This window comes from Streptomyces sp. NPDC057617 (assembly GCF_042800555.1).
In the GTDB taxonomy this organism is placed as follows: domain Bacteria; phylum Actinomycetota; class Actinomycetes; order Streptomycetales; family Streptomycetaceae; genus Streptomyces.
In genome coordinates this window covers 57061-70010 of record NZ_JBHVGV010000002.1, presented here as the reverse complement: position 1 = coordinate 70010, position 12950 = coordinate 57061, and the positions used below count along the sequence as shown (strand labels likewise).

12 protein-coding genes are annotated in these 12950 nt (G+C 71.9%); 3 read left to right on the top strand and 9 right to left on the bottom strand.

What is annotated here, in order from left to right; all coding sequences use genetic code 11:
• Positions 1–21 precede the first annotated feature (21 nt).
• The 3 genes from tsaD to tsaB all read right to left on the bottom strand — a co-directional run bounded on the left by tsaD (position 22) and on the right by tsaB (position 2542).
• Entirely contained in the window at positions 22–1188 is a 1167-nt protein-coding gene (gene tsaD / locus ACFU9P_RS05755) for a tRNA (adenosine(37)-N6)-threonylcarbamoyltransferase complex transferase subunit TsaD (protein WP_384077952.1), read from the bottom strand.
• Positions 1189–1193: 5 nt separating this feature from the next.
• On the bottom strand, positions 1194–1754 hold the full coding sequence (locus ACFU9P_RS05750) for a GNAT family N-acetyltransferase (protein ID WP_384078361.1): 561 nt from the start codon (positions 1752–1754) through the stop codon (positions 1194–1196).
• Positions 1755–1855: 101 nt separating this feature from the next.
• Positions 1856–2542: a tRNA (adenosine(37)-N6)-threonylcarbamoyltransferase complex dimerization subunit type 1 TsaB gene (gene tsaB, locus ACFU9P_RS05745; RefSeq protein ID WP_384077951.1), complete on the bottom strand. Its 687-nt coding sequence runs from the start codon at positions 2540–2542 to the stop codon at positions 1856–1858.
• 103 nt (positions 2543–2645) lie between these two features.
• Here tsaB and ACFU9P_RS05740 point away from each other — a divergent pair, with 103 nt between their 5' ends.
• Positions 2646–3200, top strand: a complete 555-nt coding sequence (locus tag ACFU9P_RS05740) for a L,D-transpeptidase (RefSeq protein WP_376380125.1) — start codon at positions 2646–2648, stop codon at positions 3198–3200.
• Between the two features lie 434 nt (positions 3201–3634).
• On the opposite strand, the gene tsaE is transcribed toward ACFU9P_RS05740, so the two are convergent.
• The 6 genes from tsaE to glmS form a co-directional block, all read right to left on the bottom strand.
• The gene (tsaE, locus tag ACFU9P_RS05735) at positions 3635–4240 is read right to left on the bottom strand and encodes a tRNA (adenosine(37)-N6)-threonylcarbamoyltransferase complex ATPase subunit type 1 TsaE (protein ID WP_384077950.1); all 606 of its coding nucleotides are present in this window, start codon (positions 4238–4240) and stop codon (positions 3635–3637) included.
• On the bottom strand, positions 4212–5462 hold the full coding sequence (locus ACFU9P_RS05730; protein ID WP_384078360.1) for an alpha/beta fold hydrolase: 1251 nt from the start codon (positions 5460–5462) through the stop codon (positions 4212–4214). The genes tsaE and ACFU9P_RS05730 overlap by 29 nt, the downstream gene beginning before the upstream one ends.
• Before the next feature lie 151 nt (positions 5463–5613).
• Positions 5614–6774: an alanine racemase gene (gene alr / locus ACFU9P_RS05725; RefSeq protein ID WP_384077949.1), complete on the bottom strand. Its 1161-nt coding sequence runs from the start codon at positions 6772–6774 to the stop codon at positions 5614–5616.
• Positions 6775–6874: 100 nt separating this feature from the next.
• The gene (locus ACFU9P_RS05720) at positions 6875–8335 is read right to left on the bottom strand and encodes an NAD(P)H-hydrate dehydratase (RefSeq protein WP_384077948.1); all 1461 of its coding nucleotides are present in this window, start codon (positions 8333–8335) and stop codon (positions 6875–6877) included.
• Positions 8336–8339: 4 nt separating this feature from the next.
• Positions 8340–8708, bottom strand: a complete 369-nt coding sequence (locus ACFU9P_RS05715; protein WP_046507169.1) for a holo-ACP synthase — start codon at positions 8706–8708, stop codon at positions 8340–8342.
• A 53-nt stretch (positions 8709–8761) separates the two neighbouring features.
• Positions 8762–10609 carry a glutamine--fructose-6-phosphate transaminase (isomerizing) gene (gene glmS, locus ACFU9P_RS05710; protein WP_384077947.1) on the bottom strand — a complete coding sequence of 616 codons (1848 nt, stop codon included), beginning with the start codon at positions 10607–10609 and terminating at the stop codon, positions 8762–8764.
• Positions 10610–10668: 59 nt separating this feature from the next.
• On the opposite strand from glmS, the gene coaA reads away from it, so the two are divergent.
• Entirely contained in the window at positions 10669–11664 is a 996-nt protein-coding gene (gene coaA / locus ACFU9P_RS05705) for a type I pantothenate kinase (RefSeq protein ID WP_376380141.1), read from the top strand.
• 47 nt (positions 11665–11711) lie between these two features.
• Positions 11712–12764, top strand: a complete 1053-nt coding sequence (locus tag ACFU9P_RS05700; protein WP_384077946.1) for a DUF389 domain-containing protein — start codon at positions 11712–11714, stop codon at positions 12762–12764.
• The last annotated feature ends 186 nt before the right edge of the window (positions 12765–12950 follow it).

The window sequence follows — 12950 nt, the reverse complement described above, 5'->3', positions numbered from 1 at the left end:
CAGGCCCCATAAGCACAGGCCTCACGAGTACAGGTTCTCCTTGCTCAGCTCATGCAGATGGTCATGGTCGTGCCCACCATGCTCGTGTCCGCCATGCTCGTGCCCGCCATGCCCGTGCCCGCCGTAGCCATGCCCGCCGCTGTCAGGCGACGGTACGTGCGGCTCCGTCACCGGCAGCGACGAGTCCGCCGACAGTTGCCAGTCCGACGCCGGCCGGTTCCTGGCCACCATTTCCGCGCCCAGCGCCGCCACCATCGCGCCGTTGTCCGTGCACAGGCCCGGGCGCGGCACCCGCAGACGGATGCCCGCGCGCTCGCAGCGGTCGGCGGCCAGCGCGCGCAGCCGGGAGTTGGCCGCGACGCCGCCGCCGATCATCAGGTGGTCCACGCCCTCGTCCTTGCAGGCGCGGACCGCCTTCCGGGTCAGTACGTCGACCACCGCCTCCTGGAAAGAGGCCGCGACATCCCGTACCGGCACCTCCTCCCCCGCGTTCCGCTTCGCCTCGATCCAGCGGGCCACCGCCGTCTTCAGGCCGGAGAAGGAGAAGTCGTACGCCGCGTCGCGCGGCCCGGTCAGCCCGCGCGGGAAGGCGATCGCCGCCGGATCGCCCTCCCTCGCGAGCCGGTCGATCACCGGACCGCCGGGGAACCCGAGATGCAGCACGCGCGCGATCTTGTCGAACGCCTCGCCCGCCGCGTCGTCGATCGTCGCCCCCATCGGCCGCACATCGCTGGTGATGTCCGGCGCGAGCAGCAGCGACGAGTGCCCGCCGCTCACCAGCAGCGCCATCGTCGGCTCGGGCAGCGGACCGTGTTCGAGCTGGTCGACACAGATGTGGGAGGCCAGGTGGTTCACGCCGTACAGCGGCTTGCCGAGGGCGTACGCGTACGACTTCGCCGCCGAGACACCCACCAGCAGCGCCCCCGCCAGACCGGGGCCCGCGGTCACCGCGATGCCGTCCAGGTCGCGGGCGGAGACACCCGCCTCCCGCAGCGCGCGCTCGATCGTCGGCACCATCGCCTCAAGGTGCGCGCGGGACGCGACCTCCGGCACCACCCCGCCGAAGCGCGCGTGCTCGTCGACGCTGGACGCGATGGCGTCGGCGAGGAGCGTCGTCCCTCGGACGATGCCGACCCCCGTCTCGTCGCAGGACGTCTCGATACCGAGAACGAGAGGTTCGTCAGGCATGGATCTCAGTTCCTCGATGGGTCGGATGAGTCGGATGAGTCGGACGGATCTGATGCGTCTTCGTCCTGGCGGGACTTCATGTGGAGGCGCATGACAAGTGCGTCGACATTGCCCGGCTGGTAGTAGCCGCGCCGGAAACCGATCGGCTCGAAGCCGAACCGTTCGTACAGCCGCTGTGCCCGCAGATTGTCGACCCGCACTTCGAGCAGCACCTCCTCGCACTCGAAGGCGGTGGCGTGCCGGAGCAGTTCGGTGAGCAGCCGGGAACCGAGGCCGGTGCCCCACTGACCGCGGGCCGCGGCGATGGTCTGTACGTCGCCGATGCCACCTGCGGCCGCCAGCCCTGCGTACCCGACGATCCGCCCGCCCGGGGATCCCTCCGCCGGCGTGCCGGCCTGGGGGCTCTCCGCCCCCGAGCCCTCCGTCTCGGCCACCACATAGCTGCGGGTGGCCCGCGGACCGCGCGCGTGGGCCAGCTCGGACCAGAACATGCCGGGCGACCAGGCGTCCTCGGGGAACAGCTCGTGTTCGAGTGCGAGTACGGGCTCGATGTCCCACCAGCGCATCTCGCGCAGGGAGACGGCGGGAGCCGCCGACACGTGAGCCGCCTCTGCCACTCGCTTCTCCCCTGTCTGCCCTGTCACCCCTGCCGCGTCCGTCGCATCGGTCACTTCGGCGTGACCACCTTGTAGTTCTTGGGCACTTCCGCGTCGGGACGGCGCAGATACAGCGGAAGCGCGGGCAAGAAGCCCTCACCAGGGCCCCCGGCCCCCGCGGCGTCCGCCGCCCCCAGCCTCTCCGCCGCCAGCGACGCGAGCGCCGCCGCCGACTGGTGCTCAGGACCGCGCGCATCTGGGAAGACCTCCGGGTACAGCCGCGCCCCCGCGCCGACCGCCGGCACCCCCACCACCTGCTCGTGCCCGGCGATATCGGCCGGCCGGTCGACCGCCGGGTCGGTCACGCGCGTACGGGCATCCGAGTACCGCGCCCAGTAGACCTCCTTGCGCCGCGCGTCCGTCGCGACGACGAACGGCCCGTCGAGCCCGGAGGCGTACGCGAGCCCGTCCAGCGTGCAGAGCCCGCGCACCGGCACCCCCAGCACCGAGCCGAAGGTCAGGGCGGTGACCAGCCCGACGCGCAGTCCGGTGTACGGCCCCGGTCCCACCCCCACGACCACATCCGTCACGGCCTCCAGTTTCAGCCCGGCCTCCGCGAGGACCCGGTCGACGGCGGGGAGGAGCAGCTCCCCATGGCGGCGCGCGTCGACCTGGCTCTCCGCGGCCAGGACGGAGCTGCCGTCGTGGAGGGCGACGGTGACGGCGGGCGTGGCGGTATCAACGGCGAGCAGAAGCACGCAAACAGCCTACGGCTCCGGCGCCCGGGGCACGGCGCCCCGTCCCGTCACTCCGCTGCTGCTACCGTCACCGAGAAGTCATACGTACGAGAGGTGGATCAAGGTGTCCAGGAGCAGCTCGGGAATCGTGGCCGGGCTCACCGCGGCGGCGGTCGCCGTGGTCGGCTTCCTCGCCTACCAGGCGGCCGCGAACGTTCCGAAGGCCGTCGGAAAGCCCGCCGCGCCCTCCGCCTCTCCGACCGCCTCGGGCGCCGCCGTACCGAAGAAGAAGGACCCGACGGCGATCCCGCCGGAGTCGGGCACCGGTGCGCGGGTCGTGTACGCGCTGGCGCAGCGCCGGGTCTGGCTGGTGAACCAGAACGAGCAGGCGACCCGGAGCTTCTCCGTCATGCCGAGTACGGTCAGCCCGATGCCCGGTTCGTACCGGGTGACCTCACGCTCCGGGATGGTCACCGGGACGGACGGGGTGCGGGTCGAGCATGTCGTACGGTTCACGACCGTCAACGATGTGACCATCGGATTCGGCTCCGCCGCGGACGGTTCGTTGTCCAAGCCCGATCCGACGCTGAAGACGGGCGGGGTCCGGATGAAGAAGGCGGACGGGAACGCGGTGTGGACGTTCGCGACGGTCGGCTCCCCCGTGGTCGTCGTCCCGTAACAACCGGCCCGTACGACTCCCGACTCCCCTCAGGCCGCGTCGGGGTGCCGCTCCGGTTTCGCCGCCTCGGCGGTCGCGACCGCCGAGGGCTCCCGCGGCGGGGTCGATACGGCCGCGGCGGCCGCGCACGACGCCAGCAGCGCGCTCATGGATACGGACGGTGCCGAAGCCGAGGGTGAGGGCGAAGGTGACCGGGGCGAAGAGGACTGCGGGCGCGGTTCGCGCTCTGACGCCGACATGGATGCCTCCTGAGGCTCCGGGGGCAGGCGTGGTCAGGTACTAGTTAGGCAGACCTAACCATGTCTCGAATACCATGTGACCACGCTGGGCATGGCACGCGCAACATTTTGCCGACGTCTTGTCGGAACGTACGGAACGGCAGGCCGAGTCGCCGGCACATTCTCCGCGGAATCCCGCGCCGGACCAGCCGCGGGTCAGCGCCTGAGCGCCCCGAAATCGGCCTCCGACCAGCGGCGTCCGAATCCCGTCAGCGTGACGGTCCGCCGTTCGTCATATTCAGTGGTTTCGCCCGCGCCCCCGGGCTCCGTGCCCCCGGACTCCGCGCCGCCCACCACCCGGTGGATCACCACCCGCAGCCGGTCGTCCGACAGTTCCTCGACCTTGCCGTCGCCCCACTCCACGACGACCACGGACTCCGGCAGCGAGACATCCAGGTCGAGGTCCTCCATCTCGTCCAGCCCCCCGCCGAGCCGGTACGCGTCCACATGGACCAGCGCCGGGCCGCCGGTCAGGGACGGGTGGACGCGGGCGATCACAAAGGTGGGCGAGGTGACGGCGCCACGGACTCCGAGGCCCTCGCCGAGACCACGGGTCAGGGTCGTCTTCCCGGCGCCGAGTTCGCCGCTGAGCATCACCAGATCGCCGGGGCGCAGCAGGGCCGCGAGCGCGCGCCCCAGCTCCTGCATCCGTTCGGGGGAGTCGACGGTGAGGACCGGACCGGTCGTTTCGGGACCGGTCGTTCCACGAGAGTCGGCGGCTGCTCCGAGGGCCTCAGCCGCCGGGCTGTGCGGTGCTTCCATGTCTGCCAACGTTAGCCTCCGAAGGCATCGCGCCCACCCTCGCCAGCAGCTCGGCGAGCCGGTCCGTGACCGCCTCCGGATGCTCCAGCATGACGAGGTGCCCGGCGTCCGGTACGAGCACCAGCTCCGCGTCCGGCAGCAGATCGGCGATGGCCTCGCTGTGCGAGCTGGGGGTGACCAGATCGCTCTCCCCCGCCAGCACCAGCGCCGGGACCTCCAGGAACACCGAGAGCGCCTGCGCCTTGTCGTGGTCGGTGAAGGCCGGGTAGAACTCCGCGACCACATCGATCGGGGTGCCCTCGATGAGCCGCTCGGCGAACCGTACGACCGCCGGGTCCACGTCCTTCGAGCTGAACGAGTACCGCCTGATGAGCCCGGCGAAGAGATCGGCGGTGGCCCGCCGGCCGCGCTCCACCAGCTCCGCCTGGGAGCCGAGCGCCCTGAGCACACCGGGCAGGACCCGGCGTACGGCATTGACGCCCGCGACCGGCAGGCCGTAGTTGACCTCGCCGAGCTTGCCGCTCGACGTACCGACGAGAGCGATGCCGACGACCCGTTCCCGTACCAGCTCGGGGAACTGGTCGGCCAGGGCCATCATCGTCATCCCGCCCATGGAATGGCCCACCAGCACCAGCGGGCCCTCGGGCGCCGCCGCGTCGATGACGGCCTTGAGGTCGCGGCCGAGCTGGTCGATGGTGACGGGGACGGCGCCGGAGCCGCTCTGGGAGGCGCCGCGGGCGGAGCGGCCGTGGCTGCGCTGGTCCCAGTGGACGGTACGGACGAGCCCGCGCAGGGCGGCGCGCTGGAAGTGCCAGGAGTCCTGGTTGAGGCAGTAACCATGGCTGAAAACGATTGTCACGGGGGCCGGGGCCTTGCGCCCGAAGAGCCGTCGGCGGCGGGGTCCGGACGGCGCTCCGGCGGCCCCGTCCGTCCCGGCGCCCTCGCCCACGGGCGCGGTGTCGTCGACCTCGTAGTACAGCTCCGTGCCGTCGTCGGCGAGCGCCTTGCCCGCGGCTCCGCGCAGTGCTCCGTACGGTCCCGACGCGTCCAGCGCGAGCCGTGCCCGCTTACGCATGCCCCGGCCGACGGTCATTCTCTCGATCGCGACACCGGCGGCGGCTCCGGCGGCGATCACGCCTATCGCGGCACCGGCGAGACCTGCCTTGCGCCAGTTGCCGGTGACGGCCGCCGTGGCCGCGGTCGCAGCCGAGGCCGTCGCCACCGCGGCCGCCGCCGTCACCGCCGCTTCCCCCGCCGGGCTCTTCTCGCTCACCGTCACTCCTCGTCGTCCAGGGTCCAGGCTTGCCTTCCCCGCCGCGCCGGGCTTCACCCCGGAGAGATCACTCAGGTTGCCGGTGCGCGCCCGCGCACCGTCATTCGTCCTCGTTCAGATAGACGCGGGGGACGCGGGAACCGATGCGGGTGACGATTTCGTACGCGATGGTGTCCGCGGCCTCGGCCCAGTCCTCGGCGGTCGGCTCGCCCCGGTCGCCGGGACCGAACAGCACGGCGGTGGTGCCCGGTTCCGGGGTGTCCCCGCCGAGATCGACCACGAACTGGTCCATCGCGACCCGCCCGGCCACCCGCCGTCTGACCCCGCCGACGAGGACGGGCCCGCGGCCCGAGGCGTGCCGGGGGATGCCGTCGGCGTATCCGAGGGGGACGAGCCCGAGGGTGGTCTCGCGCGGGGTGAGGTACTGGTGGCCGTAGCTGACGCCATGGCCGCGGGGGACCCGCTTCACCAGCGCGACCGAGGCGGAGAGGGTCATGACGGGCCGCAGCCCGAAGTCCTGGGCGGTGCCGACCTCGGGGCCGGGCGAGATGCCGTACATCGCGATACCGGTCCGTACGAGATCGAAGTACGACTCGGGGACGGTGAGCGTGGCCGGTGAGTTGGCGATGTGCCGTACCTCGGGCTGGACGCCCTCCTTCTCGGCGTACGCGACCATCTCGTGGAACGCGTCCAGTTGGGCGGTGACGGAGGGGTGGCCGGGCTCGTCGGCGCAGGCGAAGTGCGACCAGAGGCCGGTGATCCGTACCTCGCCGGCGGCCTGCGCGGCGAGGGCGGCACCGACGAGTTCCGGCCAGTCGGCGGGCTGGCAGCCGTTGCGGCCGAGGCCGGTGTCGGCCTTGAGCTGGATACGGGCGGGGCGGGCGGCCTCGCGGGCGGCGGCGGTCAGTTCGCGCAGGGCCCACATGCCGCTGACGGACATGTCGAGATCGGCCTCGATGGCCTCCCGCCAGGGGTCGCCGGGGGTCCACAGCCAGCAGAGGACGCGGCTGCGGATGCCCGCGGCGCGCAGGGCGAGTGCCTCGTGGGGGGTGGCGGTGCCCAGCCAGGTGGCCCCGGCGGCGAGCGCGGCGCGGGCGACGGGCAGCATGCCGTGGCCGTAGGCGTCGGACTTCACGACCCCCATCAGCGCGGTGCCGTCGCCCACGCGGGCACGGAGCGCGCGCACATTGGCGCGCAGGGCGGCGAGATCGATCTCGGCGCGGGCCCTGAGGTGAGTGGATGTCTGCATCATTCCGGTCATCACGGCCAGTCTCTCAGAGCCCGCACCCGGCCCCGGTCCGGTGCGGATGGCGAGGTCGACCGGGGGATTCCGGTTCCGGCGAACCCGGCGAACCCGGTCGTCACCCCCGTACGTTCCGCCATGCCTCCGGCAGGCTCCCCGCCACGTCCAGGGCCGAGATCGGCGCGCCCCTCGAAGCCAGCCGCGCCGACAGGCCGTGCAGGTACGCCCCCACCGAAGCCGCGTCGCGCGGGGCGAGGCCCGCGGCCAGGAGGGAGGCGGTCAGGCCCGAGAGGATGTCGCCGCTGCCCGCAGTGGCGAGCCAGGACGTGCCCGTGGGGTTCACCCGGACCGGAACGTCCTTGTCCGGGTCGGCGATCAGCGTCGTCGAGCCCTTGAGCAGGACCGTCGCGCCGAAGCGGGACGCGAGTTCCCGTACGGCCGTGAGCCGGGACGACTCGACCTCCTCCCGGGGCACGCCCAGCAGCGCCGCGGCCTCGCCGACGTGCGGGGTGAGCAGGGTCGGGGCCGTTCGCCCCCGTACCGTCGCCGCGTCCAGCAGCCGCAGGCCGTCCGCGTCCACCAGGACCGGCACGTCCGAGGCCAGCACATCCGCCACCCCGTGGCCCCCGCCGGCGTCGGCGCCCTCGCCCAGTCCAGGACCGACCGCCCAGGCCTGTACCCGGCCCGCCTTCGACGGCGGTCCCTCATGCACCAGCGTCTCCGGGAAGCGCGCGATCACCGCGCCGCTGCCGGGCCCCACGTACCGTACGGCGCCCGCGCCGCCGTGCAGCGCTCCCGCCACGGCCAGCACCGCCGCGCCCGGATAGCGCGCCGAGCCGGCCACGATCCCGACGACCCCGCGCCGGTACTTGTCGCTCTCGGCCGTCGGCACCGGCAGCAGCCGCGCCACATCCGCGTGCTGGAGCGCCTCGAACTCGGGCACGGCCGGCAGATGCGGTACGAGCCCGATGTCGACGAGCCGTACCGCGCCCGCGTGCTCGCGCGCCGGATCGATCAGCAGGCCCGGCTTGTACGTACCGAAGGTGACGGTCACATCCGCGCGCACCGCCTCGCCCGCCACCTCCCCGCTGTCCGCCTCCACCCCGCTGGGCAGATCGACGGCCACGACCACCGCGCCCGACTCCCGGGCCGCCCGCGCCACCGGGGCCGCGTCGGCGCGCAGCCCGCCGTGGCCGCCGATGCCGGTGATGCCGTCCAGGACGAGATCGGCACCGGCCAGCACGGCGGAGGGGTCGTCGGCGACCCGGCCGCCCGCGCGCAGCAAGGCCGCGAGTCCGCCGGCGTGCGCCCGGTCCGGAGCGAGGAGTACGGCCACGACGCCGGCGCCCCTGCGGGCGAGGCGCGCCCCGGCGTACAGGGCGTCACCTCCGTTGTCCCCGCTGCCGACGAGGACCACGACCCGCGCCCCGTACACCCGTCCCCACAGGTCGCCCAGCAGTTCGGCGCACGCGACGGCGAGGCCGTGGGCGGCGCGCTGCATGAGGGCGCCCTCGGGGAGCCGTGCCATCAGCTCCCGTTCGGCGTTTCTGACGGTCTCCACGCTGTAAGCGATACGCATACGGTCAACCCTCCGCGATCACCACGGCCGACGCCACTCCCGCGTCATGGCTGAGCGAGACATGCCAGTTCCGTACGCCCAGTTCGGCGGCGCGGGCCGCGACCGTACCGAGCACACGCAGCCGCGGCTGCCCGCTGTTCTCCGTATAGACCTCGGCGTCGGTCCAGCGCAGTCCGCCGGGCGCGCCGAGCGCCTTGGCCACGGCCTCCTTGGCGGCGAACCGCGCCGCCAGGGAGGCCGTACCGCGCCGCTCACCGCTCGGGAGGTACAACTCCCGCTCGGAGAAGAGGCGTTCGACCAGTTTCGGGGTCCGCAGCAGCGACTCCCCGAACCGGTCGATCTCCGCCACATCGATCCCCACCCCGATAATCACGTGCTGCCGCTCCCCACTTCTCTTCCACGCTGCCGACTGCTCCGGACTGCCGCCTACTCCACCGTGACGGACTTGGCCAGGTTCCTCGGCTGGTCGACCTCGTTGCCGCGCGCCGTCGCCAGCTCGCACGCGAACACCTGCAACGGCACGGTCGCGACCAGCGGCTGAAGGAGCGTCGGCGTCACCGGGATCCGGATGAGATGGTCGGCGTACGGCACCACCGCCTCGTCCCCCTCCTCCGCGATCACGATCGTCCGCGCGCCCCTGGCCCGGATCTCCTGGATGTTCGACACGATCTTGTCGTGCAGGACCGACCGTCCGCGAGGCGACGGTACGACCACCACCACCGGCAGGTCCTCCTCGATCAGCGCGATCGGGCCGTGCTTCAGCTCGCCGGCCGCGAAGCCCTCGGCGTGCATGTACGCCAGCTCCTTGAGCTTGAGCGCGCCCTCCAGGGCCACCGGATACCCCACATGACGGCCCAGGAACAGCACCGTCCGCTTGTCCGCGAGGGAGCGCGCCAGGGCCCGTACCGGCTCCATCGTCTCCAGGACCCGCTCCACCTCGCCCGCGATCTGCGACAGGTCCCTGATGACGGCCCGGATCTCGTCGCCCCACTTCGTACCGCGCCGCTGGCCGAGATAGAGCGCGAGCAGATAGCAGGCGACGAGCTGGGTCAGGAAGGCCTTGGTGGACGCGACGGCGACCTCGGGGCCCGCGTGGGTGTAGAGGACCGCGTCGGACTCCCGCGGAATGGTCGAGCCGTTCGTATTGCAGATGGCCAGCACCTTCGCGCCCTGCTCGCGGGCGTGCCGCAGCGCCATCAGGGTGTCCATGGTCTCGCCGGACTGCGAGATGGCGATCACCAGGGTGCGCCGGTCCAGGATGGGGTCGCGGTAGCGGAACTCGCTGGCCAGCTCCACCTCGCAGGGCAGCCGGGTCCAGTGCTCGATGGCGTACTTCGCGATCAGTCCGGCGTGGAAGGCCGTACCGCAGGCCACGATGACGACCTTGTCGGCCTCGCGGAGCACCGACTGCGGGATGCGCAGTTCGTCTATGGTCAGCGCGCCCTGGGCGTCGATCCGGCCGAGGAGGGTGTCCGCGACGGCCTTGGGCTGCTCGGCGATCTCCTTGAGCATGAAGTAGTCGTAGCCGCCCTTCTCGGCGGCCGACGCGTCCCAGTCGATGTGGTACGAGCGGACCTCGGCCGGGTCGCCCGCGAAGTCCGTCACCGTCACCCCGTCCCGGCGCAGCTCCACGACCTGGTCCTGGCCCAGCTCGATCGCGGACCGGGTGTGGGCGATGAACGCGGCGACGTCCGAGGCGAGGAAGGACTCGCCCTGCCCGACACCGACCACCAGCGGCGAGTTGCGGCGGGCGCCGACCACCACGTCCGGTTCGTCCGCATGTACGGCGACGAGGGTGAAGGCGCCCTCCAGCCTGCGGCACACCTGCCGCATCGACTCGGCGAGGTCGCCGCTCGACGAGAACGCCTCGGCGAGCAGGTGCGAGACGACCTCGGTGTCGGTCTCGGAGCCGAGGTCATGGCCGCGGTCGGCCAGTTCGGCCCGGAGCGCGGCGAAGTTCTCGATGATCCCGTTGTGTACGACGGCGACACGGCCGGCGTTGTCGAGATGGGGGTGCGCGTTGGCGTCGGTGGGCGCGCCGTGCGTGGCCCACCGGGTGTGCCCGATGCCGGTGACCCCGGCCGGCAGGGGCCGTTCCACCAGCTCCTTCTCCAGATTGACGAGCTTGCCCACCTTCTTGGCCGCGGCCAGCCCGCCGTCGGCGAGGACCGCGACTCCGGCGGAGTCGTACCCGCGGTATTCGAGCCGTTTGAGGCCCGCGATGACCACATCAAGCGCCGACTGTCCGCCGACGTAACCCACGATTCCACACATACCGGCACCCTAAGGGGCCCGCCCCCGCGCCCCCCGTAACCGATCCGGGACAATGAAGTGTGATCACATCGCCGCCACCCAGTGTCCCCCGCCGGGCGGAGCACGGTCCGACCCCGTTCGTGGACCTGAGCCGCGACGAGTGGAGCGCGCTGCGGGAGAGGACACCGCTGCCGCTGACCGCGGAGGAGGTGGAGCGGCTGCGCGGGCTGGGGGATGTGATCGATCTCGACGAGGTACGGGACGTCTATCTGCCGCTGTCCCGGCTGCTGAACCTCTATGTGCAGGCCACGGCCGGGCTGCGCGGGGCGCTCAACACCTTCCTCGGGGACGCGGGCAACGGGCACGGCGCGCAGCGCGGGACCCCGTTCGTCATAGGGGTGGCCGGAAGCGTGGCGGTCGGGAAGTCCACCGTGGCGCGGCTGCTCCAGGCGCTCCTCGCGCGCTGGCCTGAGCACCCCCGGGTCGAACGCGTCACCACGGACGGCTTTCTGCTGCCCATGGCGGAGCTGAAGGCGCGCGGGCTGATGTCGCGCAAGGGCTTCCCCGAGTCGTACGACCGGCGGGCCCTGACCCGGTTCGTCGCCGACATCAAGGCGGGCAAGGACGAGGTCACCGCGCCCGTCTACTCGCATCTGATCTACGACATCGTGCCGGGCGAGCGGCTCACCGTACGGCACCCGGACATCCTGATCGTCGAGGGGCTCAATGTCCTCCAGCCCGCTCTGCCGGGCAAGGACGGCAGGACCCGGGTCGGGCTCGCGGACTACTTCGACTTCAGCGTGTACGTGGACGCGCGCGCGGAGGACATCGAGAGCTGGTATCTGAACCGGTTCCGGGCGCTGCGCGCGACCGCGTTCCAGGACCCGTCCTCGTACTTCAGGAAGTACACCCAGGTCTCCGAGGAAGAGGCCCTGGACTACGCCCGTACGATGTGGCGCACCATCAACAAGCCCAATCTCCTGGAGAACGTGGCGCCCACCAGGAGCCGTGCCACCCTGGTGCTGCGCAAGGGTCCCGACCACAAGGTCCAGCGGCTCTCGCTCCGTAAGCTCTGAAAGCCCCGAGAACTCCGGACACCCAAGCACTCCGAGGAGTCGCCGGCATGCTGCATCTCCGTCTGCTCGTGCCGGACGGCAGTACCGACGAGGTCGTACGGGCCGTCGAGCGCACGGTCGGCACCGCGCATCTCGTCGTCATACCCGGCGCCGCACGCGATCCGCTGGGCGATCTCGTCATGGTCGATGTGGCGCGCGAGGCGGGCGACGAGCTGATCTCCGATCTGCGCGGTCTCGGGCTCGACAGGAGCGGCTCCATCTCCGTCGAGAACATCGATCTGTCGCTGTCCGAGCGGGCGGAGAAGGCGGAGGAGGAGGCTCCGGGCGAGGGCGTCGACGCCGTGCTGTGGGAGCAGTTGGAGGACGTGACCCACGAGGAGTCCACGCTCTCCTTCACCTATCTGGCGTTCCTGACCCTGGCGACGATGATCGCGGCCTGCGGTGTGGTGCTCGACAACGCGATCCTGATCGTCGGCGCGATGGCGGTCGGCCCGGAGTTCGGGCCGCTGGCCGGGGTCTGTACGGCGCTGGTGCAGCGCGCCCCGAAGCTGGCGTGGCGCTCGCTGGTGGCGCTGATCGGCGGTTTCGCGGTGGCGATGGCGCTGACGACGGCGTTCGGCCTGCTGATGGACAACTTCGGGCTCTTCACCCGCGCGATGCTGGAGGCGGAGCGCCCGAACACCTCGTTCATCTGGAACCCGGACCCGTTCTCGCTGGTCGTCGCCGTCCTCGCGGGGATCGCCGGAATGCTCTCGCTGACCTCGTCGCGCTCGGGCGCACTGGTCGGCGTCGCCATCTCGGTGACCACCGTCCCCGCCGCCGCCAACGCCGCGGTCGCGCTGGGATACGGGGACTACGCCCAGGTCTGGGGCTCCAGCGGCCAACTCCTGCTGAACCTGGCCGGAATCCTGGTCGCGGGCACACTCACCCTGATCACCCAGAAACTGATCTGGACGGCCCAGCGGGGACGGGTACGGCGGCGCGGGCAGACCGGGGGCGCCGGGCCTGCGGAGCGTGCAGAACCTGCGGAGCGTGCAGAGCGTGCAGAGCCTGGAGAGCGTGAAAGCCGTACCGGCTCCGGGGACACGTCCCCCGTGTGACGAGGAGCCGCGCGGAATCCCGGATGCACCGGTCACCGTCTCATTGATACCTTCAGCGGGCGCCGGGCGGCTCTTCGGACGTGCTTCCTTCTCCCTCACTTTCACTGTGAATGAAACCGAGTGCGTCAACCCTCCGCCCGCGCGTCCACTTCGACGCCGCGCCGCCCGTACGGGGAGTACGGGCGG

Bases quoted from the DNA above. Each gene is read 5' to 3' on its own strand.
- tsaD (WP_384077952.1), bottom strand. From the start codon at position 1,188: ATGCCTGACGAACCTCTCGTTCTCGGTATCGAGACGTCCTGCGACGAG.
- ACFU9P_RS05750 (WP_384078361.1), bottom strand. From the start codon at position 1,754: ATGCGCTGGTGGGACATCGAGCCCGTACTCGCACTCGAACACGAGCTG.
- tsaE (WP_384077950.1), bottom strand. From the start codon at position 4,240: ATGGAAGCACCGCACAGCCCGGCGGCTGAGGCCCTCGGAGCAGCCGCC.
- alr (WP_384077949.1), bottom strand. From the start codon at position 6,774: ATGACCGGAATGATGCAGACATCCACTCACCTCAGGGCCCGCGCCGAG.
- ACFU9P_RS05720 (WP_384077948.1), bottom strand. From the start codon at position 8,335: ATGCGTATCGCTTACAGCGTGGAGACCGTCAGAAACGCCGAACGGGAG.
- glmS (WP_384077947.1), bottom strand. From the start codon at position 10,609: ATGTGTGGAATCGTGGGTTACGTCGGCGGACAGTCGGCGCTTGATGTG.
- ACFU9P_RS05700 (WP_384077946.1), top strand. From the start codon at position 11,712: ATGCTGCATCTCCGTCTGCTCGTGCCGGACGGCAGTACCGACGAGGTC.